18 protein-coding genes are annotated in these 23,988 nt (G+C 61.0%); 4 read left to right on the top strand and 14 right to left on the bottom strand.

What is annotated here, in order from left to right:
• The gene (locus tag NMA52_RS02420; protein WP_254826041.1) at positions 1–1,341 is read right to left on the bottom strand and encodes an ADP-ribosylglycohydrolase family protein; all 1,341 of its coding nucleotides are present in this window, start codon (positions 1,339–1,341) and stop codon (positions 1–3) included.
• Between the two features lie 33 nt (positions 1,342–1,374).
• Positions 1,375–1,929 carry a VanZ family protein gene (locus NMA52_RS02415; RefSeq protein ID WP_254826040.1) on the bottom strand — a complete coding sequence of 185 codons (555 nt, stop codon included), beginning with the start codon at positions 1,927–1,929 and terminating at the stop codon, positions 1,375–1,377.
• Positions 1,930–2,093: 164 nt separating this feature from the next.
• On the opposite strand from NMA52_RS02415, the gene NMA52_RS02410 reads away from it, so the two are divergent.
• Both NMA52_RS02410 and dinB read left to right on the top strand, forming a co-directional pair.
• Complete coding sequence (locus NMA52_RS02410) at positions 2,094–2,894, top strand: DUF547 domain-containing protein (protein ID WP_254826039.1); 801 nt, start codon at positions 2,094–2,096, stop codon at positions 2,892–2,894.
• An 87-nt stretch (positions 2,895–2,981) separates the two neighbouring features.
• Entirely contained in the window at positions 2,982–4,109 is a 1,128-nt protein-coding gene (gene dinB / locus NMA52_RS02405) for a DNA polymerase IV (RefSeq protein ID WP_254826038.1), read from the top strand.
• Between the two features lie 35 nt (positions 4,110–4,144).
• Here the strand turns inward: dinB and NMA52_RS02400 are convergent, their stop codons facing one another.
• On the bottom strand, positions 4,145–4,417 hold the full coding sequence (locus tag NMA52_RS02400) for a KTSC domain-containing protein (protein WP_254826037.1): 273 nt from the start codon (positions 4,415–4,417) through the stop codon (positions 4,145–4,147).
• Positions 4,418–4,524: 107 nt separating this feature from the next.
• Complete coding sequence (locus tag NMA52_RS02395) at positions 4,525–5,697, bottom strand: DegT/DnrJ/EryC1/StrS aminotransferase family protein (protein ID WP_254826036.1); 1,173 nt, start codon at positions 5,695–5,697, stop codon at positions 4,525–4,527.
• Between the two features lie 88 nt (positions 5,698–5,785).
• Between NMA52_RS02395 and NMA52_RS02390 the strand changes: the two genes are divergently transcribed.
• Entirely contained in the window at positions 5,786–6,148 is a 363-nt protein-coding gene (locus NMA52_RS02390) for a DUF1304 domain-containing protein (RefSeq protein WP_254826035.1), read from the top strand.
• Between the two features lie 19 nt (positions 6,149–6,167).
• Here the strand turns inward: NMA52_RS02390 and NMA52_RS02385 are convergent, their stop codons facing one another.
• The 5 genes from NMA52_RS02385 to NMA52_RS02365 form a co-directional block, all read right to left on the bottom strand.
• Entirely contained in the window at positions 6,168–6,914 is a 747-nt protein-coding gene (locus tag NMA52_RS02385) for a DUF4412 domain-containing protein (RefSeq protein ID WP_254826034.1), read from the bottom strand.
• 280 nt (positions 6,915–7,194) lie between these two features.
• Positions 7,195–8,100: a site-specific tyrosine recombinase XerD gene (gene xerD, locus NMA52_RS02380; RefSeq protein WP_254826033.1), complete on the bottom strand. Its 906-nt coding sequence runs from the start codon at positions 8,098–8,100 to the stop codon at positions 7,195–7,197.
• A 7-nt stretch (positions 8,101–8,107) separates the two neighbouring features.
• Positions 8,108–8,794 carry an HAD family phosphatase gene (locus tag NMA52_RS02375; RefSeq protein WP_254826032.1) on the bottom strand — a complete coding sequence of 229 codons (687 nt, stop codon included), beginning with the start codon at positions 8,792–8,794 and terminating at the stop codon, positions 8,108–8,110.
• Between the two features lie 657 nt (positions 8,795–9,451).
• Complete coding sequence (locus tag NMA52_RS02370; protein ID WP_254826031.1) at positions 9,452–10,198, bottom strand: glycosyltransferase family 2 protein; 747 nt, start codon at positions 10,196–10,198, stop codon at positions 9,452–9,454.
• 63 nt (positions 10,199–10,261) lie between these two features.
• Positions 10,262–11,005, bottom strand: coding sequence for an SDR family NAD(P)-dependent oxidoreductase (locus NMA52_RS02365; protein ID WP_254826030.1), 744 nt, complete (start codon positions 11,003–11,005; stop codon positions 10,262–10,264).
• Positions 11,006–11,097: 92 nt separating this feature from the next.
• Between NMA52_RS02365 and mtaB the strand changes: the two genes are divergently transcribed.
• Positions 11,098–12,453: a tRNA (N(6)-L-threonylcarbamoyladenosine(37)-C(2))-methylthiotransferase MtaB gene (gene mtaB / locus NMA52_RS02360; protein ID WP_254826029.1), complete on the top strand. Its 1,356-nt coding sequence runs from the start codon at positions 11,098–11,100 to the stop codon at positions 12,451–12,453.
• A gap of 29 nt (positions 12,454–12,482) precedes the next feature.
• Here the strand turns inward: mtaB and NMA52_RS02355 are convergent, their stop codons facing one another.
• The 5 genes from NMA52_RS02355 to NMA52_RS02335 form a co-directional block, all read right to left on the bottom strand.
• Positions 12,483–13,022 (bottom strand): hypothetical protein, encoded by a 540-nt coding sequence (locus NMA52_RS02355; protein ID WP_254826028.1) that lies wholly within the window; start codon positions 13,020–13,022, stop codon positions 12,483–12,485.
• Positions 13,023–13,198: 176 nt separating this feature from the next.
• The gene (locus tag NMA52_RS02350) at positions 13,199–15,463 is read right to left on the bottom strand and encodes an aconitate hydratase (RefSeq protein ID WP_254826027.1); all 2,265 of its coding nucleotides are present in this window, start codon (positions 15,461–15,463) and stop codon (positions 13,199–13,201) included.
• Positions 15,464–16,258: 795 nt separating this feature from the next.
• Positions 16,259–17,056 carry a 4'-phosphopantetheinyl transferase superfamily protein gene (locus NMA52_RS19050; RefSeq protein ID WP_254826026.1) on the bottom strand — a complete coding sequence of 266 codons (798 nt, stop codon included), beginning with the start codon at positions 17,054–17,056 and terminating at the stop codon, positions 16,259–16,261.
• Complete coding sequence (locus NMA52_RS19045) at positions 17,047–19,419, bottom strand: condensation domain-containing protein (RefSeq protein WP_254826025.1); 2,373 nt, start codon at positions 19,417–19,419, stop codon at positions 17,047–17,049. The genes NMA52_RS19050 and NMA52_RS19045 overlap by 10 nt, the downstream gene beginning before the upstream one ends.
• Before the next feature lies 1 nt (position 19,420).
• Positions 19,421–23,947, bottom strand: a complete 4,527-nt coding sequence (locus NMA52_RS02335; RefSeq protein WP_254826024.1) for a non-ribosomal peptide synthetase — start codon at positions 23,945–23,947, stop codon at positions 19,421–19,423.
• Positions 23,948–23,988: the final 41 nt, after the last annotated feature.

Here is a 23,988-nt window from a genome sequence, read left to right as displayed (position 1 = left end):
TCACCGGGGGTATTCCGCGGGGATATGCCAGGTATTCATCGACGTATCTACCCGCCCCCCCAACTCCCGCTCCACTACCCGGTCGACAATCGATACGCCCGTAGCCGCCATCGCGGAGAACGTATCCACACCACCATTCGGAAAGTTCCGGCGCGTACGGTGAATGTGAAAGCGGTCCGACAGGTCGGACCCGAAGGCCGCCTCCACCCCCTTCCGACCGATCATGAATCCGATCAGTCCCCCCCAGGTCGCCGTGGGGTTGTCGGCATCCCAGCCGGCCAGCGTGCCGATCCGGATGGTCTCCCGCAGATCGCCGTTTCCGTAGAAGAGGCTGACGAGGCTCGCCGCGTAGTTGATGCCCGCGGCAAAGCATCCGTTGCAGTACAGCTTCCGGTCGGTCATGTCGTAACCGTCGGCCTGCCGGATCTGGTAGCGCACGTAAATACTATCCCGGGCGGCTTCCCAGCTTATTCCCGCGGCGTGTCGTGCCTTCACGTAATCGTACATCGCCGCCGCGTAGGAACCTTCCGGGAGCTGCCGCCGGGACTGATCCGCCATCCACCGTAGTCGTTCGCCTACCGATCGGGTAGTATCCGCCGCGGAAGCCAGGGCATGCATGCTCACGTAAAACTCGGAGATCCAGGCCGCATCCTCCCGTGCCACCGTACGTACGGGAAGCCAGGACATCTGCAGGGCCACGTCGGGGCGGGCCGGCGCGAAGAGGCCGAAGATCTCCGTCGTCAGTTGGGCGTCGATCATCGCGTAGTGCTCGTTGTGCGCGGGGCTTCCCGTATCCGGCGGCAGCATACCCTCCCGCATCAGGTCGAAAGCCCGTTGGTTGGCTACCCATAGGTAATTTTCCTCTTCCGGACGGATGTGTCGCAGCCATCCATCGCGGATCTGTGCGGGCGACAGGATCGTCGTCTGCAGACTGTCGAGCAAATGCTGGTACATGTACTCGATGTCCGTATCGTCGTCGGCTCCCCAGACTTCCCCCCGGCGGCGGATGACGAAGTCGATAGTCTCCGACAGATCGCTGGGTACGCCCTCCGCCCAGATGCTCGGCTGATCGGGTTGACCCCAGTCGTGGCGGGTGTAGAACGCGCCCGTCCGAATATCACCGACGTCGCCGATCTTGTCCATTTCGGTCACCAGGCCGGTCCAGTTAGCGATGCACTGCCCCAACCAGAATCCGTATAGCCGTTCCGCGTAGTCGGCCCGCGAGATCACGATTTCCGGCGCGGCGGCAGGGGGGGCGGGGGGATCCGGCGGACGCGCGCAGGAGCAAACACCGCTCAACAGCAGCGCAGCGCACACGGACAGGCGAACAACTTCAGTCATCGGAGGGGGGTTGTACGTGACAAGATAGGTCTTCTAATGCGCGCTCCCGAAGGCTCTACGCACCCACCCTACCCCGACTACCGTGCCGATGGCCAGTGCCGCCGCCAGTCCGTTAAAGACCATGTCGGCCGGGTCAAATACCCGGTCCGGCACCAGCAATTGGGCGCACTCGTCCACTACCCCGAGCAGTACGCTGATCAGCAAGGCGTACAGGGCCGCCCGTGGGTGACCCCGACCCCCGCTCATCCGTTCGTCCAGGGCGGCGTGCAGCAGTACGGCCAGTACGGTAAACTCCATGAGGTGGCTGCGCTCGGGCATTCCCAGCCGCAGAAAGAACATCACGTACACGGCCCCCATACCCACCCACGCCGCTCCTTCCACCCGACCCGGCCGTTTCTTCAGGGTATAGATCAGCACCGTGGCCGCGATCAGCCCCATCACGAGCAGGAAAATCGCCGCCCGGACGTTCTGATCTGCGAATAGGTCCGCCAGCGGTTGCCCGACGAAGAGCGTCGCGGCGATCGTAATGACCACGGCCGCTACGCCGTACCAGAGATGCTTTTCCCGTCGTGTAGTGAAGGTGGGCATACGCGAGTCAGAAATCGGATGGGGGGTGGGTACCCATAAACTACGCTTTTTTTGGTACGTCTCCGCACCCGCGTCCCCGCCCGATTGTCGCCAGCCGTCATGCTCCCGCAATGAAACCGAGCAAAACGGGAGCGCGTACGTTTATACCGTTAACCCCCTACCGTATGTTACGCTCCGCCTTGTTTCTTTTCCTGCTTGTTTGCCTTTTTTCGTCCTGCGGCCGCTACCAGCCCGCCGACGATTACGTGTCCATGGACGCCGAAATGACCCCCAACGTGCTCAGTCAGGAATTGCTGGAGGGCCTGCGGGGCAAGCGCGACGTTTCCGACCTCGTCAGTGAGATTGCCCGCCTGGAACCCCGGAAACTGGCCGCCGAACTGGATACCCGCGCCAAGAAGGAAGCCTTCTGGATCAATATTTACAACGGTATGGTGCAGTACCTGCTCACCGAAAATCCGGAGTTGTTTGACGACCGGAGTGCCTTCTTCAGTACACCGGCCTTTACGGTTGCCGGACATACACTGAGTCCCAACGAAATGGAGCACGCCATCATCCGCGGCGGCGAGAATCGTTTCGGACTGGGCTTCGTACCCCAGTTGTTCTCGAACAAATTCGAGCGTACGTTCCGGATCCGGGGGGGTGACTCCCGGGTGCATTTCGCCCTAAACTGCGGCGCGAGCAGTTGTCCGCCCGTCGAGATCTACCGCCCGGGCACCTTCGAGGAACAGATCGATGCCCGCGTACGCAGCTACCTCCGGGAGCACAGCGAAATCAAGACCGTCGACGGCGAGCAGGTCCTCGTCACTTCACCGCTCTTCCAGTGGTTCAAGGGAGACTTTCGCGACCACGACGGCGTAGACGATTTTTTGGTGACCTACGGTATCCTCACGGAGGAGAATAAGAACATGAAGCGTACTTACGAGGAGTACGACTGGACGCTGGAGACGGGTATCTGGGCGAAGTAGGATGCGTTAAAATCAAACATTTTGTTGCACAAATCGGCTTATTCGTCGTTTTTGCAACAGTTTTGGTTTTTACTCACTCCGTACGACATGTATCAACGAGCCATCCTTCATTTGGATATGGACGCCTTCTTCGCGTCCGTGGAAGTCAAGAAAAATAGTGCCCTGGCGGGCCTGCCGTTGCTGGTGGGCGGGGCCGGGGGGCGGGGCGTGGTCACCTCCTGCAGCTACGAGGCGCGGCGTTTCGGGATCCATGCGGGTATGCCCATGGCCATCGCATTGCGGCGGTGTCCGGACGCGAAGACGATACGGGGCGACTTCGAGAGCTACGAGCAGCATTCCGACATCATTACCGAGATCATCGCCGAGGAGGGGCCGGTGTACGAGAAGGCCTCCATCGACGAGTTCTACGTAGACATTTCGGGGATGGACCGTCACATCGGCTGCGTGAAGTGGAGCGGGGAATTGCGCGAGCGCATCATTCGGGAGACGGGGCTACCGATCTCGGCCGGCCTATCGACAAACAAACTGGTTTCGAAGGTCAGGGCCGGGGAATCGAAGCCCAACGGTTCGGGGTGGGTGGCCGACGGGGCGGAGCGGGCCTTTCTCTCTCCCCTACCCGTGCGCAAGATCCCTTCGATCGGGTCCGTTACCGCCCGCAAGTTGAGTCTGATGGGGATTCGCAAGGCCGGTACGCTCGGTCAGGTGCCCGTAACCCTGCTGGAACGGGAATTCGGAAGTATGGGACGGGAATTTCACCGACGCGCCAACGGGATCGATCACCGGCCGGTGGTGCCGCACGCGGAACGCAAGTCTTTTTCGAGCGAGCATACCTTCCAGACCGACACCATTGACGTGGAATTTCTGCTCCGCAAACTGCGCAGTATGACGGCGCAACTGGCCTTCGACCTGCGGCAGGCGGGCCGGCTCGCGGCGGGGGTGACGGTAAAGATCCGCTATACCGACTTTAATACCTACACCCGTCAGCGGCGCATCCCCTACACGGCCCACGATCAGCAGCTGATACCGGTAGCCGAGACCCTCTTTCGTGAACTCTTTACGCGCCGACAGTGCATCCGCCTCATCGGGATCCGCTTCGACCGACTGGCCACCGGCCACACCCAGCTCAATCTGTTCACGGATACCCAGGAGAACAGTCAGCTACTACTCGCCATGGATAAAGTGCGCAAGCGCTTCGGGAAGGCGGCCCTGGGTTAGAAAATTTCAAACTTTAAATGTCAGATTTGAAATTTTTAGGCGGCTTCCGCGGAGGAAGTGGAATGGACGGGCTTCTCTCCCTCCGAGATCCGGGCGGCGGCGTACTTCTTGAAGATGTGTCGCTGCATATACCGCCCGATGCTTGCTACGGCACGGATGCGTTGCCAGTGCTCGCTGGGTACACCGAAGTAGGCGTAGACGGCCCCGTTGTTGCGGAACTTGACGAACAGGGTATTGGCGGCACGTAGGTATCCCATCTCGGAGAGCATCTGGGAGTTAACCTTTTGCATGACGATCGGAAGTGCCATAAGGGAATGATTTTCAGTTCACTACTGTAAATTGAAAACACCCCGAAAGCCCGAATGGTTGGACTTTACAAACTTTTTGTTTCATGTTTGGTCCGGGACCGGACGCGTTAAAAGAAGGCGCGGACGCGGGAGCAAACGTAGGCCAGGGTATCCTCCTCCAGTTCGCTGTGCATGGGTAGGGAGATGACCTCCTTGCACAGGGTATCGGTGACCGGCAGGAAGTCGATCGCGTTGGCCGCGGTGCCCCGGAAAGCTTCCTGGTCGTAGAGGGGGACGGGGTAGTACACCATACTCGGGATGCCGGCCGCATGCAGGTGTTGCTGGAGAGCATCGCGCCGGTCCCCGTCGATGCGCAGGGTATACTGGTGGTACACGTGGGTACTGGCCGGCAGGCGGGCGGGGGTGAGTAGACCGGGCAGGCTGGTCAGGTGCTCGTCGTAGTAACGTGCCGCGGCCCGGCGACGGGCGTTGTAGTCTTCCAGGCGGGGCAGTTTGCAGTTAAGGATCGCGGCCTGTACCGAATCGAGGCGGCTGTTGCAACCGACGACATCGTGGTAGTAGCGGCGGTTTTGTCCGTGATTAGCCACCATGCGCAGGCGATCGGCGAGCGTGTCGTCGTCGGTATTTATGGCACCGCCGTCGCCGTAGGCCCCCAGGTTCTTACTGGGGTAAAAGCTGGTGCAGCCGATATGCCCAAGGGTCCCCGTGCGGGCCGTACGTCCGTCGGAGAAGGTGTATTCGGCTCCGATGGCCTGGGCGTTGTCTTCGACGATGTAGAGGTCGTGCCGCCGGGCCAGCCGTACGATGGGCTCCATATCGCAGCTCTGCCCGAAGAGGTGGACCGGGATAATGGCCTTCGTTCGTTCGGTGATGGCCGGCTCGATCAGTTCCGCCGTCACGTTGAAGGTAAAGGGGTCGACGTCGACCATGACGGGACTGAGGCCGAGCAGGGCGATGACCTCGGCGGAGGCGACGTAGGTGAAGGCCGGTACGATTACCTCGTCTCCCGGCTTCAGTCCGAGGGCCATGAGGGCGATCTGCAGGGCATCGGTGCCGTTGGCGCAGGGAACGACGTGTTTGCACCGGAGGAAATCCTGCAATCCGGACTGAAAGTCCTTCACGGCCGGTCCGTTAATGAAAGCGCCTCCGCGAATAACTTCCAGCACCGCTTGATCGACCTCCTCTTGCATCCGCTCGTACTGGGTCTTCAGATCGACCATTTGGATGTTGGGTGCGGCGGGTGACGGCGAGCGGTCGCCGGTGGTGGAGGAAGGGGGCATGGATACTTTTGGGGTAAAAGTAAGTTACGGGCTCAGTAGTTCAGCGATGAGCGGGAAAGGTATCCCGCCCACAAAAGACGGCGGCACGATGATGATGGCAGGAAAAGTGATGATCGGCTTGATCGCCCTCCTTCACCTGTATATTTTGTGGCTCGAGATGTTCGCCTGGGAAAGCCGGGGGCCCGGGGTGTTCCGTGGAGTACCGCGGGAGCTGTTCCCCCGCACGAAAGTGCTCGCGGCCAACCAGGGACTGTACAACGGCTTTCTGGCGGCCGGACTGGTCTGGTCGTTGCTAATTCAAGACGGGGAGTGGAGCCGGCACGTAGCCCTGTTCTTCCTCACGTGCGTAGCGATCGCGGGCATTTACGGCGCGGCCACCGCGGCACGGAGCATCCTGTACGTCCAGGCGGTCCCGGCGCTGCTGGCGATTCTTCTCGTACTGCTGGCGTAGGCGCCCGCTCGCCGGGGGTTCAGAATCTCATTTCCTGGATCTCCACCCCACCCGTATCGAAGAGGGAACGGTCGAGGTCGTCGCCGAGCCTGATGTCAGTGATGTACATTTCGGTGGTGGTTTTTCCGTCGGTGGTTGTAGACCGGATAGGCATGCCTTCCAGGACGGCGGGAGCTCCGCCGGGGGTCTTGAACTGCTGCTTTCCGACACCGGAGAGATTGGAAAGTCCTCCGAACACGTCGGCGTAGGTGAGATCGACGTCCTGGGTTACCCACGACTCGGTGGTGGTGTTGTGCTTGTTGTCGGTAACGATAATCTTTTCGCAGTCGTAACCGTCGATGGTCTTGCGTTCGCCGGTGCGGGAGATGGTAATGTACTCGGCCATTTCGTCGGTAGTGGCGGCAATAACGTTACCCAGTTTGGGCATGCGCATGCGGAAGCCCTGTTTGCGGCCTTTCTTATCGGTCGTGACCATGGTGGTTTTCCGGTCTTCGGTATTGTAGATCATCTGGCTGACTACGCCTTCCCCGTCGTCGGTGGAGATCAGGGCAAAGCGGTCGTCCAGGGCACCCATGCGAATAACGGCTTCGTGGACCTTACCGTTCTTCTTTATGTCGCGGATGGTCATGACCAGGCTAAAGTCCTGGGCTACGGTGAATCTATCCGCCCCGCCGCCCGGTGGCAGGGGTTCGGCGGATACGGGGGGCGTGACGGAAAGGGCGCAGAGGGTGGTGGAGAGCAACAGTCCAAGAGTAGGTAGGAGCATGGCGGGAAGTGATTGATTGTTGCCGCTTAATGCCCCGGCGCGCGTATTCGTTACGGGCGGTCGATAAAACAGTGCCCGCTATGGTTAAAGTCGGAATTGAAGCCGAACCCCGTCGTTCATTAAGCAGTTTTACCCATAACACAGTCTTTCCGTTTTTTCAAGCATACCCCATGAAACGTTCCGCAGAAATTGGCGGTGATTTTCTTCGCATCGCCTTCATCACTTTCCTGGCCCTCGCTCTGCTTTCCCTGTTCTTCATCCCCGCCCTGGCTAAGCTCGTTTAGCGCTGGTTAGCCGGATGGAACGACAGGATCGTCTCGCGCAGGAAATCCGTATCCAAATGGGTATAAATTTCTGTGGTCAGGATCGATTCATGTCCCAGCATTTCCTGGACCGCCCGTAGATCGGCTCCCCCCTCGATCAGGTGGGTCGCGAAGGAGTGCCGAAACGTGTGCGGGCTGACCGATTTTTCGATGCCCGCCTCCGCGGCGTACTTCTTTACGGCGGTAAAAACGGAAACCCGGCTCAGCCCCCCGCCCCGCCGGTTCAGGAATACGGTGTTCTCGTCCCGTATGTGGGGCAGCGCGTTGCGCACGTGCCGCAGGTAGATCTCCAGGTGGCGAATGGCCCCGCCCGCGATGGGGATGATGCGTTCCTTATTTCCCTTACCCGTGACCCGCAGAAATTCGTGTTGCAGGTGCAGATCGGACAGGCGCAGACCCGTTGCCTCGCTGACCCGCAGTCCGCAGGCATACAGGGTTTCCAGCAGGGCACGGTCACGCAGACCATGATCGGTACTCAGGTCAATAGCTCCAAGCAGCGCGCGGACCTCTTCGTAGGATAACACTTCGGGCATTTTCCGGCCTAGCTTAGGCGACCGGAGCAGTTCGGTAGGATCGTGTTCGATGACGCGCTCATCGACCAGGAAGGCAAAGAAGGTTTTCAGTGCCGAAACCAGCCTCGCCTGAGAGCGGGGAGCCAGTCCTAGTTCGGCCAGATACTGAATGAACCCGTCCAGGTGCATAGGTTCGATCTCCCGTACGCCTAGTTTCCAGTCCCGCAGTTCCAGATAAGCGGTCAGTTTTTCCAGATCGCTTCGGTAGGCCGACAGCGTATGCTCACTGTATCCCCGGGTGAGTTTGAGGTAAGCGGCGAAGGAGCGGAAGAAGGGTAGCCAGGGATGCATCGTCGCCTTACTGAGCCAGGAGAAAATCCCCCTCGGGTCGCCGCTCCACGGAGAGCCCCCGGAAGTCTTCCCGGAAGGCGGCAACGTTTAGCCCCGCGAATTCTTCCCGCAGGTGCGTAGTGGTCAGCACGACGACGGGGCAACCGGCATTATTGGCGGCGCGCGCGCCCGTTACGCTGTCCTCAAAAATGAGGCACTTCTCCAGAGGTACGCCGATGCCTTCCGCCGCCTGGCGAAACACCTCCGGATCGGGTTTACCGTTCGTCACCATGCCGGAATGCACGACGTGCCCCATCATTTCGCGGATGCCCAGTCCGTCGATCACGAAAAAGGCGTTCTCTTCGGGACCGGCCGTGGCGATCGCCATCGGCACGTCTTCCGCGAAGGCCCGCCGGATGAAGTCCAGTGCGCCGCCGACGGTGTTTTCCGCCAGTTCCGGAGCGAATATCTCCCGGTAGGCCGCTTCCTTCTCCCCCGCAATACGCTGCCGCTCATCGGGAGAGTAGCGATCTCCGAACAGTCGCTCCAGGATTTCCAGGTTCACGCCGTGAATCTCCGCCTTTACCCGATTAAGGGTATAGTCCAGGCCGAGCTCCCCCAGTTTGCGTTGCCAGGCGCGGTGGTGGACCATCATGTTGTTAACGAGGGTACCGTCAAGATCGAAGAGGATACCCTGAAAGGAGATGGGGGTCATGGGGAGGAGGTTTGGGGTTTAAAATTGGGAGTTTAAAATGTAAAATTTGTGGGCAAGCAGTTGCTGCGTTTGGGGGGAAGGGGGGGGTGATTTAAAATTGAAAATTTAGTATTTAAAATTTGCCGGCATACACTCGCTGCGCTCGGAAGCGGGGTATTTACCATGTACCGTTTACGATGTACAATGTACCATTTGCGGGCATGCACTCGCTGCGCTCGGAGGAAGGGGGGGGCAATGTGAAATTGAAAATTTAATATTTAAAATTTGCCGGCATACACTCGCTGCGCTCGGAAGCAGGGTATTTACCATATACCGTTTACGATGTACAATGTACCATTTGCGGGCATGCAATCGCTGCGCTCGGAGGAAGGGGGGGCAATTTGAAATTTAAAATTTAAAATTTGCCGGCATGCACTCGCTGCGCTCGGAAGCAAAGGTGGGACAATGTGAAATTTAAAATTTAAAATTTGCCGGCATACACTCGCTGCGCTCGGAGGGTTACATCGATTAAACTCGACGCTTGATAAGCATTACGGGTCATAACAATTTTACATTGAAAATTTTAAATTTGAAACACTTCCCAGTATGTCGGTGGTAAAGAGCATTCCCACCAATTAAGAAGCCAGGGGAACCGTACACATGGTAAATCCCTAAACCCTACGGCTTCCGGTAGATCGCCGGCTTCACCAACGCCCACTTGGCAAGACGGTGCAGAAGAGAAACTCGCAGTACTCCGAAACCGTACTTGCTGCTCCGTAAGAAATTGATGCTGCTGGCCTCGGCAAAGTACTTCGTGGGGCAGGTCACTTCGGCAATGTCGAAACCGTGAAAGATGATCTGCGAGAGCATCTCGTTATCGAAGACGAAGTCATTGTCGTTGGCATTGAAGTTGATGGACTCCAGCACCTCGCGGCTGAAGGCCCGGTAGCCCGTGTGGTACTCGCTGAGGTGGTATCCGATCAGCAGATTTTGCAAGACGGTCAGCATTCGGTTGGCTACGTACTTGTAGCGGGGCATTCCGCCACGCAGGGCCCCTTTTCCCAAAATTCGCGAACCGAGGACTACGGGGTAGAGCCTTTCCCCGATGATGTTGCACATGGCGGGAATGAGTTTCGGGGTATACTGGTAATCCGGATGCACCATAATGATGATGTCCGCTCCGATTTCCAGTGCCTTGTTGTACAGACTCTTCTGATTGCCCCCGTATCCCCGGTTACTGGAATGAATGATGACGTGCTCCACCCCGAGTTGGCGGGCCAGCACGGAAGTTTGGTCGCCACTGGCATCGTCGCACAGGATCACCTCGTCTACCAGATCGCGGGGCACTTCCCGATAGGTTTGCTCCAGCGTCCGCGCCGCATTGTACGCCGGCATGACAACGACGACCTTCTTGTCCTTATACATCGTCCGTAAATGTAGGCAACCCGCCCCATCCACTCATCCACCCCTCCGATCATCCAGTCCCTCCTACCCCTGCGAAGTAGGTCGCACCTGCAGTTCGTTGATGTGCACCCCGTCTGGCTGGGTGATGGCGTAGTGAATGGCGTTGGCAATGTCCTCGCTGTTCAGAAATTCCAGATTTTCGAAGAAGCCCTTGATGTCTTCCATCAGTTCATCATCTGTGATGGTTTCCGTCAGCTCGGTTTCGACGGCCCCGGGCTCGATGCAGGTGACCCGGATGTTATGCTTCGGAGCCAACTCCTGCCGTAAGCCGTCGCTCAGGGCGCGTACCGCGAACTTGGTGGCGGAATACACGGCGCTGCCCATCATGACCTCCCGGCCGGCCACGCTGGAAATATTTACGATGTGCCCGCTCTTCCGCTCGACCATGTCCGGCAACGTTTCGGCCAGGCAGTGAAGCACTCCGTTCACGTTGACGTCGACCATCTTCAGCCACTCCTCCACGTGCACGTTCTTCATGTAGCTGAGGGGCATGATGCCGGCATTGTTGACGAGGATGTCGCAGGGACCGAAGGCATCCTTCGTCTGCTGGACGAGCCGCTTTACGTCCGCGGCTTTCGTGACGTCGGTTTCGACAACCAGGGCAGACCCTCCCGCTTTCTCTATTTCCTTCTTCAGGTCGTTGAGGCGGGCGGCGCGGCGGGCTGCAAGTACCACCTTCGCGCCATCGGCAGCGAGTTTCTTGGCGGTGGCTTCCCCGATACCACTACTGGCTCCGGTGATGATGGCTACTTTTTCGGATAGGTTCATATTGGTTTTCTTGTGCAACTGTACCCGACCCCGGCTTGTTCCCCAAAACCCCATCCGCCCCTGTTTTCGGCGGCCTAATGTAATTTTGCGGCATGTCTACGATCGGTACCGTCTCCTTCTACACCCTGGGTTGCAAACTCAACTACAGCGAAACTTCGGCCATCGGCCGGCAATTCGAGGCGGCCGGCTACCGGGAAGTTCCGTTCCGCGAGGGCGCCGACGTGGTCGTGATCAATACCTGCAGCGTTACCGAATTCGCGGACCGCAAGTGCCGCAACGTCGTACGCAGGGCACTGGGCGGGAACGCGGGAGCCAGGATTATCGTCGTCGGCTGCTACGCCCAACTCAAACCCGACGAGATCGCCAACATCGAGGGGGTCGACCTGGTCCTCGGTGCCGCGGAGAAGTTCCGCATTCTGGACTTCATCGACGGCATCGGCGGCGGCGCGGGTAAGGGCATGGTCCGGGCCGGGGAGGTACGGGAAGCCGACCGCTTCGTCTCCAGTTTCAGCTTCGGTGACCGTACGCGTTCATTCCTTAAGGTGCAGGACGGCTGTGACTACAAGTGCACCTTTTGCACCATCCCGCTCGCCCGCGGCGCCAGCCGGAGCAGTACGGTGGAGCAAATCGTCAGCGATGCAGAGGCGATCGCGGCCCGGGGGGTGAAGGAGATCGTCCTGACCGGGGTGAATATCGGCGACTTCGGCAACGGCACGGCCGTCATCGAGGGGCAGCGGCCGCGGAAGGAAGCCCTCTTCGTGGACCTGGCCCGGGCACTGGACAAAGTAGCCGGCATCACGCGTTTCCGCATCTCGAGCATCGAACCCAACCTGTGCACCGACGAGGTGATCGAATTCGTGGCCAATAGCGAGCGTTTCGCGCCCCACTTCCACATGCCGCTACAGAGTGGCAACAATAAACAACTGGCGCAGATGCGTCGGCGCTACCGCCGCGAGCTCTTCGCCGAACGAGTGTCCCATATCCGGAAGGTCATGCCGCACTGCTGTATCGGGGTTGACCTGATCGTCGGTTTCCCGGGGGAAACGGAGGAGGATTTCCTGGAGACCTACCGCTTCGTACAGGAACTCGATATTACTTACCTCCACGTGTTTACCTACAGCGAGCGGGCCAATACTCCGGCCGCCGACATGGAGGGAGCCGTCCCCCTCAGCGAGCGGCGGCGACGAAACAAGATGCTGGGCATTCTGAGTGAAAAGAAACGCCGGGCCTTTTACGAGCGCCACCTGGGGGAAGTCCGGCCCGTCCTACTGGAAAAAAGCAAGACTGAGGGACTGCTGCACGGCTTCACCGATAATTACGTCAAGGTCGAATTTCCGGCCGACGACAGTTGGGTCAACCACCTTGTCCCGATGGAACTTACCGCGGTCGGTGCCGACGGCCTGGTCGTGGCGGAGGTAGCCGACTCCGTTAGCGTATCGGGACGCTAAGCAACGGCCCTCGGTATAACCAAGATCGATCAGCGCATCAGCTGGATGGTCCAGTCGGCGCGCGTCCGTAGGGTAATGCCGTAGTCGGCGTTGGAATCGGTCTGATCGATGGAAGTGCGTAGGGCGACCTGCCGGTCCTTATTGAAGGACGTAATGATGCAGTCCTGTTGCTGCTCGAAGCGACCGTTTCCGCTGTAGTTCTGCATACCCTGTAGCCAGAGGGTATCGCGGCGGAAACTCCAGCGGCCCTCGCCCATTCCGGACTGTTCCGTGGTTTCACTATCGCCTTCGGAAGTGACGGTTAGGAAATAGCTGCCGCTCGAATTCCAGCTGCCGTCCTCTTCCAGTTCCAGCCGGAGGGCGCTGTTGCTGATGCTGCTGGTACCGTTCTCGTCGACGTCTTCGCCGAGGAAGACCCCACTGACGTTGTAGGAACTCTTGAACTGATCGACATCCCAGCTACCGACCAGGTCGGCTTCCGTGATTACGTACTCTCCTTCTTCTTCCGGGCGGCAACCGGAAAACAGCAGGACACCGATGATGAGGGGAAAGAGTAAATATTTGGACATTGAAAGGAGGTTAACCCCGCAAGCAACCGCTTACCGGGACATTCGGAAGTCGTCCATGTGTCTCAAGGGAAAAACTAGGGCATTAACCGATTTAGGTTGGGGCGTGGTATAATACACTGCATAAAACCCTACCAAACCTCACTAATGTTCGGTAATTCAGCTGTCTAAACATTACTTTAAGCTAACTCCTGACGAATTTTATTCAGGGCGCTGCCCGCGCGTACCCAGTCGATCTGCGCTTCGTTGTAGGTGTGAGCTACTTCAAAGGTGTCCCGCGACCCGTCGGCGTGGGTGAGTTGAACGGTAAGGTTCCGCCCCGGTGCCATGGCGTGGAAGTCGGTAATGCTCACCTTGTCGTCCTGGCGGATCTTGTCGTAATCGTCGGGGTCGACGAACGTCAGCGCCAGCATGCCCTGCTTCTTCAGGTTCGTCTCGTGAATGCGGGCAAAACTCTTGACCAGCACGGCGTGGACGCCCAGGAAGCGTGGCTCCATGGCGGCGTGCTCACGGCTCGATCCCTCTCCGTAGTTTTCTTCACCCACCACGATCTGTCCTACGCCGTTGTTGCGGTAGGTAGTGGCACTATCGGGCACCGCCATGTACTCGTTGGTGATGAAGTTGATGACGGAGTTGGTCTTCTCGTTGTACGCGTTGATGGCACCGATGAGGCAGTTCTGGGAGATGTTCTCCAGGTGCCCGCGGTAGGTCAACCAGGGGCCGGCCATGGAGATATGGTCGGTGGTACATTTCCCTTTGGCCTTGATCAGGACACGCATATCGTTGACCTGCTCCGGACGGATCGGCTGGAAGGGTTCAAGCAACTGGAGGCGGTCGCTGCTTTCGCTCACCTTCACCTCGATTCCGCTACCGTCCTCGGCGGGTGCCTGGAATCCGGCGTCTTCTACGGCGAATCCATTAGGGGGCAGTTCGTAGCCGGTGGGTGGGGACAGCTTCACCTGCTCGCCCCGTTCGTTGGTCAGGGTATCGGTGAGGGGATTGAACTTCATACTGCCGCTGAGTGCCATGGCCGTTACCAATTCGGGACTGGCTACGAAGCCGCGCGTCTGGGGGTTGCCGTCGTTGCGCTTGGCGAAGTTGCGGTTGAAGCTCGTGATGATGGAGTTCGCGCGGTTGGGATCGTCGGTGTGGCGGGCCCACTGTCCGATGCAGGGTCCGCAAGCGTTGGCGAGTACGATGCCGTCGATATCTTCGAAGGCACTGAGGATACCGTCGCGTTCTACCGTGTAGCGGATCTGCTCGGAACCCGGAGTCACCGTAAACTCGCTCTTGAACTTAAGCCCCTTGGCCTTGGCGTCCTTGGCGATATTGGCGGCCCGGTCGAGGTCTTCGTAGCTGGAGTTGGTGCAGCTTCCGATAAGACCGACCTCCAGGACCGGGGGAAACTCGAACTTATCCACGGCCGCGGCGAATTCACTAATGGGGAAGGCCCGGTCGGGGGTATAGGGCCCGTTGATGTGGGGCTCCAGGGTATTCAGGTCGATCTCGATCACGCGGTCGAAGTAGGCTTCGGGGTTGGCGTAGACCTCGGCGTCGCCGGTCAGGTGCTCGGCGACCTGGTCGGCCAGGGAGGCCACGTCCGCGCGGTCCGTTGCCTTCAGGTAGCGGCTCATGCTTTCGTCGTACCCGAAGGTCGAGGTCGTGGCGCCGATCTCGGCACCCATATTACAGATGGTGCCCTTACCAGTGCAGCTCATGCTTTCGGCTCCTTCGCCGAAGTACTCGACGATGGCACCGGTGCCCCCCTTTACGGTCAGGATGCCGGCTACCTTCAGGATCACGTCCTTGGGGGTGGTCCATCCGTTCAACTTACCCGTGAGCTTGACCCCGATCACCTTGGGCATCTTGAGTTCCCAGGGCATACCGGCCATGACGTCCACGGCATCCGCGCCGCCGACACCGATCGCTACCATACCCAGGCCGCCCGCATTGGGGGTGTGGCTGTCGGTACCGATCATCATGCCGCCGGGGAAGGCGTAGTTTTCCAAAACGATCTGGTGGATGATGCCGGCGCCCGGCTTCCAGAAACCGATGCCGTACTTGTCGCTGACGGTCGAGAGAAAGTCGTACACCTCGCTGTTCTCGTCGTTGGCGCGGGCCAGGTCGGCCTCCGCACCGGTTTCGGCCAGGATGAGGTGGTCGCAGTGGACGGTGGAGGGGACGGCGACCTTATCGCGGCCGGCCATCATGAACTGCAGCAGGGCCATCTGGGCGGTGGCATCCTGCATGGCGACGCGATCGGGCTGAAAGAAAACGTAATCTTTTCCCCGACCGTACTGCCGCAGGGGGCTCTCGGGGTGCAGGTGAGTGTACAGGATCTTTTCGGTGAGGGTCAAAGGCTTACCCAGTTGCTGCCGGGCTTCGGCCACTTTGGCCGGGAGGTCTGCGTATACTTTCTTGATCAGCTCAATATCAAATGCCATGGTCTGCTGTTATTTTTTAGTTCGGTCGCTGCGAATGCGGTGCTGTAGGGTGAACGCCGTGGCGCCGGAAAAAGTCAACAAATGTAGCAGGTTTCCGGCAACTAATACATAGGACAACCGCACCCCCCGGCCCGACAGCCTTCCAGCAGGAGTACGCTCAACGCGAGTAACAGCAGCAAGCCCCGGTACTTCATACGTGCGAAGGTAACATTCCGGGCGGCGATGCGCGGGAGCAACGTACACTAAAGGGGTGCGGTGCGCGGTTATTGCTTTACCGGCTTCTACTCCACTATGTAGTGGCAGAACCGCTTTAGATCGCCCGACCCGAACCGCTTTATGTACTACTGGCCCGTCACACCCCGTCTGCCGTCGAATACTTTCACGTTTCTCGTTGTCACCCGCGCCGGTATTGGCAGTCTGTCGGCGCCGGACCGCGACTCCGCCACCGCCGCGCTCAAACAGCTCGGACGGGGGGAACTCCCCGAGTCCGTCAGCCTCATTCCCATGCACTTGCTGATGCGCGTTCAGTCCTACCAGGGAAGCACCAGTTTGATCGTACGCCAGCACGCTGGTAAGTCCAGGCGCTTCCAGCTGCCGTCGGTGGCCTGCCGCGATGAAGCTATGCGGGCACTCCGCGACCACCCCGCCGTGAAGGAAAGCAACATGCTGGAACAACCCCTCATCGAACGCATCACGCCCCGCCTGGCCGCCTGTACTCTACTCAGCGTCCTGGGCTGGATCGGCTACGAGGTATACCGCTCCGGCGACGGCTCCGACGGCAGCCTAGATCACCTATCACTGGGTATTTTCACCGAACTGCCCTTCGTACTGCTGCCCATCACACTGGGTCTTTTCGCCCTGGGGGCTGTCGCCTATACGACGTGGCAATCCCGCCAGACCTCTCCGAAGATGGAGGAGGTGCTGTTCATGTAGTCCGCCGGCACTTAACCAGTCTTCCACCCCACAGGACCGCAGTCGTACGGAGGTAAGTGAGGCCGCGGCCACGTGACAGGAATGGTCGGGCGTAAGGGCCAGTGACTTCACGTCGTACGACCGGTTCCCCACCGTGATCCGTTCGGCCAGGGCGTCGATCGTGCGGGCATCGAGGTGAAAACCCCGACCGTCCGCCTTCATGACGGACTCCTTACGGGTCCACAGCCGGTAGAAGTCCTCCAGCAGATGCTCTGCCGCCGTAAGCCTCCCGTATTCATCGTCCGTGAATACCCGCCGAAATTCCTCGAGTCGAATCGGTAACCGGCGCTCGACGTCCACCCCCACCCGACCCGCGCCCACCGCGCCCACGCACACCACCAGCCCATCGGTGTGGGAGATATTGAAGTCGAAATCGTGATACCCCTCCAGCCGGGGTCGTCGGTAAGCATCGTGGGTCAACCGCCCGAGATCCGTGGGTTCGCCCAGCAGTATAGTGCATACGGTGCGCAACAATAGTTTACCGAACAGTGAGGCCTGGCGATCCTGCCACCGGCGGTACCGCCCGGCCTGCTCCCCGATCTCCGGGGGCACTTGCGCAAGCAGTCGTTCCCAGTTAGCGGGAGCGAGTTCCCGTTCGTTGCGTACGTAAGCTAGGAACACCCTTCCCGGATGTACTCCTCGATGTAGCGGGCGGTTTCCCGCACCGCGGGCGTTTCGAACAGTTCGTGGTGCTCACAGTCCACGTCGCGTACCGTAAGCTGTCCGCCGGATATTCGGTCCCAGGTCGCCATAACATATGCGTAAGAATCCCATTGCTGCAGACCCCGGCTCCGGATCAGACAAATGGGTTGGTCGTACGTCTTTTCGCGGTAGTCCTCAAAGACCCGCACGAGTCCCTGCTTGAGACGACGGGCCCGTAGGCGGAGGCGCATCTCGTCGCCGATCAGGGCCGCGGGGATAAAGTCGGCGGCTACCTGCTCCCGGAGCTCGGTCCAGCGGCCCAGGCGCAGGTGGCCCCAGTACCAGCTCGGAGATCCGGGCCGCCGGATCTTCGGGGCGCCGGGACGGAAAAACAGGCCCGGCGGATCGATGTCCGCACCGATGAAGACGGGTGCCGGCCGGCCCGCCGCCACCAACTGCCGCCCGATCTCCAGACAAATGGTGCCGCTATAGCAGTAAGACACCAGGATGAGGGGGTCGGGAGCTCCCAGCCGGTCGATCTCGGCCAGGTAGTGGCGGGCCATTTCCTCGATGCTCCCGTCGAGTTCCGAGACTCCGTCGATGCCGTTCGGCTGTAGGGCGTACACGGGTCGGTCGGGATCCAGAAACTCCGTGAGGGGCCGGTACATCAGCACGTGGCCCATGCCCCCGTGAAAGCAGAAAGCGGGCGGTAGCCCTCCGCTTACCCGCTGGGGGACCAGATTATTCCACTGGGTCTCCGAGGTTCCGGAGTCCAGTACCCGGGCGAGTTGGCGGATCGTCGGGTTCAGCAGCAGGCTACTGGGCGCTACGTTCTCCCCGGTCAGCCCCTCTAGGCGGGCGAACATGCGCAACGCCCCCATCGAGCTGCCCCCGCAGTGGAAAAAATTATCGTCGATCCCCACCCGCTCTACGGACAGCAGCTGCTCCCAGATGCCGACCAGGCGCAGCTGAGTAGGATTGGCCGGCGGCACGTATGCGGGCCGGGGTCCGGGATCCGCGACCCTACCCTGCTCCTTCACCTGCGGCAACGGCAGGTTCCGGGAATGCCCGACCACGCCCGCGAACCCGTCGGTACTTACCCACCGGATCAGGGCTACGTACCCCTCCAACAACCAGCGTGCCAACGGCTCCGCCAGGTTCTCCGGGTACCGGATGGATACTTCCCAGTCGTCGCGGGGCGTCACGACGCAGGTGACGGGATACCGGGAGGTAATGTCGCCAGCAAATTCCGCTACCGACAGGCCGCCGCCCGTCAGGGCCGACCAGGGATAGTTCTGCACGGAGAGCATGGTATTGAAGGGCAGGCGTTCCCCACCCACCGGGCTCCATTCGGCGATCTGGTCCAGACTCACATATTGTTGAGCGGTGTCCCGGGCGCCGTCCTGCTGAATGCGCCGGAAGAAGTCAGCGTCCGATCCCCCCGTGATCACTTTCGGTAAGATCCGCGCGAACATCCCGGCGGCCAGCTCCGCACCGGCGATCTCGGGGGGGCGGCCGTTGACGGTAATTCCGAAACAGACCGCGTCCGTACCGAGGTAACGGGCTAGAAGCAGGGCCCACAAACCCTGTAGCGCGGTATTCTGCGTCACTTGCCCCTGCAGACAGCTTTTGGCGAATCCCTCCCGCGTCGGCTTATCCAGGCGAACCGTCAGGTCCCGCTGCCGACCCTCCGCCTCGGGCAACCAGGATGGCCGTGTCAGCGGTGAGAGCCGGTCGCGCCAGTAAGTGGCTTGCCGGTCCGCATCCTGGGTCTGCAGGTGCCGCAGGTACGGGCGGAAGGCGGGTACCTCCGGTAGAGCGGCCGGCACGCCCGCCACCTCCTCCGCGTAGAAGGCCATTACGTCGCGCAGTACTACGCCCGCCGACCACCCGTCCAGGAGTATGTGGTGGCTGGTCCAGTTGAAAAAGTGGACCTCCGGCCCGAGCCGAATGAGCGTAAGCCGCACGGCGGGCACCTGATGTAAGGGGAGTCCCGCTCGCCGATCTTCCCGTAAATGCTCCGCGATGTGCTGCCGTTGGGTGGAATCGTCGCTATCGCTCCAGTCCAGGTAAGTAATATCCGGCTCAACGTGGGGGTGCACCACCCAGACCGGCTTTGAGACCTTTTCCCAGTGCACGGATGCCCGCAGGGCTTCGTGTCGCCGGAAAGCCGCCGCCCAGGCGGCTGCGTAGGCCGGCCGGTCAAGACGGCCGAGAAGCCGGCCGCGCGTCTGCACTAGTCCCTGATCGTCGGATTTGGCCGACAGGTGGTGAAACAGCAGGGCCCGTTGCAGGTGCCCCAGGGGATAAATGGCCTCGATCTTGGGCTGGCTGACGTTCACGTTATAAGTTTAATTCACTGAATAATCCGTCCAGGTCCTCCGCGCTCAGGTCGGCCTCCGGAAAATCGGAAGGTGTCACGGTAGTTTCCCGGCGTCCCAGACAGTGAGTGACAATGGTCTCCAGGTACTCCGCGGTCGAAGCGAGGAGGCGCTCTACGGTCGTCCGGTCGTGGAGTTCCGTTCCGTACGACCAATGGAATTGTACTTCCTGGTCCACGACCTCGACGTTGATCTCCCAGACGCGGTTGAACTCGCCCCCGGGGTGCCGCAGTCCGCTGTTCATGAACCGGCCCCGCTCCAGCGCTCCGCCGCCCGTTACTGAGCGCTGCCCCAGATAGTTGAAGTAGATCGCCGGCGACTGGGCGAGTTCGGGCCGCGGGCCGAGGTAGCGCAGTACTCCGTACCCGATGCCGTTGTTCGGCACCGCCCGCAGGGTTTCCTTTACCGCTACGACCGCCCGCTGGGTCTCCGTTTCCGGTCCGATGCTGAAGGTCAGCGGGTACGACACCGTGAACCAGCCCGGTGTTTCCTGAACGGCCAGCCCGCTGTCCAGGGGTTCCCGGCCGTGACGCTCCAGGTTCAGTCCGTGAACGTCGGCCTTGGTTTCCCGGGCAACCGCCAGTAGTACCGCCGTGAGGAGCAACTCCTCGGGCCGCGTTCCGTAGGCTACGTTGGCATCCTGCAACACCGCCCGCGTGATCCGGGCCCCAACGGTACGGCAGTCCGTAGCTACGGTTTCCTGACGCACGGGCAGTCGGGTTTTCTGGTCGTCCAGGACCGGCGGACAGTGCTGCGCGGCCCAGAAATCGAGCTCCGGCAGAAACTTGCCCGCCGTCGCCCACTCCTTTAGTTGGCGGGCCCAGAGGTGGTAACCGGCACCGTGGATCAGGGGAGCGGGGGGCGGGGCCGCGGGAGCAAGCGCGCTGGAGAAGGCAGCCACCACGGTGGACCACGATACCATATCGATCACCAGGTGATGCGCAAAGAGCAGCACTACCGGTCGGCCGGGGGGATCCGCGGGGAACAGCACCACCCGAAACAGGGATGAGCGGGAGAGGTCGAGGTCCGCCTGCAGACGATCCAGGAACGCCGGCAGATGCTCGTCGGTGGTAGTGTAGCAATCGTGACTGCCCGGCGCCGCGATCGTCGCCGTCCATTCTCCTCCGACGCAGGCGAAGTTCTGACGTAGGCCCTCGCTTTCGTCGTAGACCCGCCGGGCGACGGCCGCGACCCGCGCCGGGTCCGTACCCTCGCCCAATTCGAAACACCAGGCGTGATTCCAGTGGTGGGGGGCCGTACGGTGTTCCGCGAAGAACCAGTGTTGGATCGGCGTGAGAGGGACGGGGCCGTGATAAGCCTGAGCACTCGCCGGGGTTTCCCGGGCCGATACCGCTACGGCCGTCCGGGCCAGTTCCCGCACCGTTTGCCGGTCAAAGATGGCCGTAGGGGACAATTCCCACCCCGCACGACGCGCCCGGGCAATGATCTGGATGCTGAGAATGGAGTCTCCGCCGAGAGAAAAGAAGTTGTCGGTCACCCCGATGTCTTCCTGTCCCAGGGCCGTCCGCCAGACCTCGAGCAGGGCCGCTTCCGTGGCATCGGCCGCGGGGACGGGGGCGTTCGTGGGTTTAGCGGCCGGGGTGGTAGTGGCCAGTGCCCCGCCGTCCACCTTCCCGTTGGGCAGCCGGGGCAGCACTTCGAGGGGCTGGATCACGGGTAACAGGTAGGTTGGCAACTGAGCGGCCAGTCGGGCCTCCAGGGCGTTCGCCGTAGTCCCGGATTCCAGGACCACGTAGCCGAGCAGGCGATTTCGCTGTTGGTCGACTAATACTTCGGCGTCGCGGACTCCGGGGTCGGCCAGGAGGACGTTGCGGACTTCTTCCGGCTCCACCCGGTAACCCCGAAGTTTTACCTGCCGGTCCTTGCGCCCGAGAAAGATCAGGCTACCGTCGTCGCGGTACCGGGCCAGGTCGCCGGTCCGGTAGGCACGCGGCTTAGTACCGTCGGGTAGGGTGAGCGGAGCGAACCGTTCGGCGGTGAGGTCCGGCCGGTTTCGGTAACCGCCCACTACGCCCGCACCGGCCACGCACAGCTCCCCGACTACGCCCGGGGGGAGGATGCGGCCGTGATCGTCCGTCACGTAGATTTGGTAGCCGGGAACGGCCCGACCGATCGGCACGCTTCCCGCCGCCCCGTCTGCCTCCGTCACGCGGTGAACACTCGACCACACCGTAGCCTCCGTAGGACCGTATTCGTTAAAGAGCCGGACGTCCGGCAAACGAGCAAAGTGTTCGCGCACCATGGTGGGACTACAGGCCTCCCCGGCGACGGTCACCGTACCCAGACTGGCGAGCCGGGCGGGTTCGCCGTACTGCAGAAGATGGCCGTAGAGGGTGGGCAACAATAGGGTATGGGTCACGCCCCGCTCGGCGATGAGCCGACTCAGACCCCGCATATCCTGCTCGGCCCGTTCCGGCGCGATCACGAGGCATCCGCCGCCGGTGAGGGTCCAGAAAATGCCGGCCACCGAACTATCGAAGGAGAAGGAAGACAGCAGCAGGAAAACCTCCGGTGCCGCACCGTACACCGCCCCGCGGGCAAGGGTACTGTGGAGCAGGTTGCGGTGACTCACCACGACCCCCTTCGGGGACCCCGTACTGCCGGAGGTGTAGATGATGTAAGCGGGATCATCCGGAGACCGGTCGGCCGGCTCCGGGGGGGCGTCCACCGGGGAAAGGCGGTCGAGGTAGACGGTGGACACACCCTCCGGGCCGGGAACGTCCCGTGCGGCGGTATCGGCTACGATCCACCGCGCACCGCTGTCGCCGATCATGAAGTCCAGGCGATCCGCGGGGTATTCCGGATCCAGGGGCAGGTAGGCGGCGCCCGCCCGCAGAATGCCGACGATTCCGACGATCATCTCCGGTCCGCGACGGGTATGCAGACCGACAATTTCCCCGACCCTGATGCCCCCGGCCGTCAGTACGGCGGCGAGGGCGGCGGAGCGACGGTCCAGTTCCCGGTAGTTCAGGTGCTCGGATCCGGCGGTAGCGGCGGTGGCTTCCGGGCTGGTCCGGGCGTGGTCGGTGATGAGTCGGTCCACGAGCGTCGCGGGTGGCGTGATGCAGGCCGCGTTCCAGTCCCGTAGTTGGTCCCATTCTTCCGGTACGATCAGTTGCAGATCGGTCAGGGGCCGGGTGGGATCGGTCGTTACCTGGTCGAGCAGCGTACGGTAGTGCGCCAGTAGGCGCTCGATCCGTGCGGCGCCGTACCGTGCCGTGGCGTATTCCGCCGTGACCCGGTACCCGTTTGCCGTCTCCGTAACCGAAAGCGTCAGGTCAAACTTGGCCGTTCCGGGGTCGAGGGATTCATAGGTGGTGACCGTAGCCGGGCCGAAATCCGGCGGCGGCGAAGCTTCCGGGTGGAGGAACATGGTCTGGAACAACGGATTGACGCCGGCCATCCGTTCCGGATTCAGTTGTTTGACGATGTGCTCGAAGGGGGTATCCTTGTGGGCCAGCGCTTCGTAAAAGGTTGCCTGAAGTTGCCGCAGGATTCCATCAAAGCCGGCACTCAGGTCCAGTCGTTGCCGCAGGAGCACCGTTTCATTCATAAAACCGATCAGGGGCTCGTACTCCTTTCGGTCCCGGTTCGTGACCGGCGTCCCCACCAGTAGGTCCGCCTGTCCCGACTGGGCTTCCAGCAGGACGTAGTAGGCTGCTAGCAGGTAGAGAAAGGGTGTTGTTCTGGCTTCTTGGCTCCGGCTTAGTATACGAGCGGTGAGCGCGCCGCCCAGTTCCGCGTGGATCAGTTCACCCGCATAGCGGGAGGTAGGGCCGTGCTCCCAGTCGGCGGCGGGCAGGGTGGAGGTTGCCGGGGCTTCTCGGAGTTGATTTTGCCAGTAGGCGAGGGATTCCGTATGGTCCCGTTGCCGTTGGCGGACGGCCATCGTCCCGTACTGAATGGGTAGCGGGGGTAAGGAGACCCCACCACGGTAACCCGCGGCCAGTTCCGTACGGAATACGGCCATGGCGGCCTCGTCGCTGATGATGTGGTGGAGGACGACCACGACCGTGTGGGTATCCGCCCCTTCACGGATGACCAGCATACGGCTTAGCGGCCCCGCCCCGAGGTCGAAGGGTTGGTGGACGAAGGATCGGATGCGTCCGGCCCGGTCCGTGGCCAACTCGTTGCGCCCGTCCCAAACCTGAAAGTCGGTGGGGCTTTCGTCCAGCACCCGTTGGCGCGGCGTCCCGTCCTGTTCGTAAAATACCGTGCGTAGGGATTCGTGGCGGCGGATCAGGTCCGCGTAGGCGGCCCGTAATCTTTCCGGGTCAAGGTCACCGACGATGCGGTAGGCTTCCGCGGAATTGTAGAAGGGATCGTCGGGAGAGAGTTGGCAGAGGGCCCAGATACGTTGCTGCCCGTAGGTGGTCGGGTAATCGCTCGTATCCCGGGCGGGTGCGGAATTTTTGTCGGTACCTTTATTTCGCCCAAGCCACCGGCTCAGTAGGGAAGTATTGCTCATAGATCTAGCTGCTGAAAAGTAGCCCCGAGCGCGGAAGAACC

This window comes from Lewinella sp. JB7, from assembly GCF_024297185.1.
In the GTDB taxonomy this organism is placed as follows: domain Bacteria; phylum Bacteroidota; class Bacteroidia; order Chitinophagales; family Saprospiraceae; genus Neolewinella.
Note: the sequence above shows the minus strand (reverse complement) of the source record. Positions and strands in the feature narration are given on the sequence as shown.

Coding starts and splice junctions, on each gene's coding strand:
- NMA52_RS02420 (WP_254826041.1), bottom strand. CDS start 1,341: ATGACTGAAGTTGTTCGCCTGTCCGTGTGCGCTGCGCTGCTGTTGAGC.
- NMA52_RS02415 (WP_254826040.1), bottom strand. CDS start 1,929: ATGCCCACCTTCACTACACGACGGGAAAAGCATCTCTGGTACGGCGTA.
- NMA52_RS02410 (WP_254826039.1), top strand. CDS start 2,094: ATGTTACGCTCCGCCTTGTTTCTTTTCCTGCTTGTTTGCCTTTTTTCG.
- dinB (WP_254826038.1), top strand. CDS start 2,982: ATGTATCAACGAGCCATCCTTCATTTGGATATGGACGCCTTCTTCGCG.
- NMA52_RS02400 (WP_254826037.1), bottom strand. CDS start 4,417: ATGGCACTTCCGATCGTCATGCAAAAGGTTAACTCCCAGATGCTCTCC.
- NMA52_RS02395 (WP_254826036.1), bottom strand. CDS start 5,697: ATGCCCCCTTCCTCCACCACCGGCGACCGCTCGCCGTCACCCGCCGCA.
- NMA52_RS02390 (WP_254826035.1), top strand. CDS start 5,786: ATGATGATGGCAGGAAAAGTGATGATCGGCTTGATCGCCCTCCTTCAC.
- NMA52_RS02385 (WP_254826034.1), bottom strand. CDS start 6,914: ATGCTCCTACCTACTCTTGGACTGTTGCTCTCCACCACCCTCTGCGCC.
- xerD (WP_254826033.1), bottom strand. CDS start 8,100: ATGCATCCCTGGCTACCCTTCTTCCGCTCCTTCGCCGCTTACCTCAAA.
- NMA52_RS02375 (WP_254826032.1), bottom strand. CDS start 8,794: ATGACCCCCATCTCCTTTCAGGGTATCCTCTTCGATCTTGACGGTACC.
- NMA52_RS02370 (WP_254826031.1), bottom strand. CDS start 10,198: ATGTATAAGGACAAGAAGGTCGTCGTTGTCATGCCGGCGTACAATGCG.
- NMA52_RS02365 (WP_254826030.1), bottom strand. CDS start 11,005: ATGAACCTATCCGAAAAAGTAGCCATCATCACCGGAGCCAGTAGTGGT.
- mtaB (WP_254826029.1), top strand. CDS start 11,098: ATGTCTACGATCGGTACCGTCTCCTTCTACACCCTGGGTTGCAAACTC.
- NMA52_RS02355 (WP_254826028.1), bottom strand. CDS start 13,022: ATGTCCAAATATTTACTCTTTCCCCTCATCATCGGTGTCCTGCTGTTT.
- NMA52_RS02350 (WP_254826027.1), bottom strand. CDS start 15,463: ATGGCATTTGATATTGAGCTGATCAAGAAAGTATACGCAGACCTCCCG.
- NMA52_RS02335 (WP_254826024.1), bottom strand. CDS start 23,947: ATGAGCAATACTTCCCTACTGAGCCGGTGGCTTGGGCGAAATAAAGGT.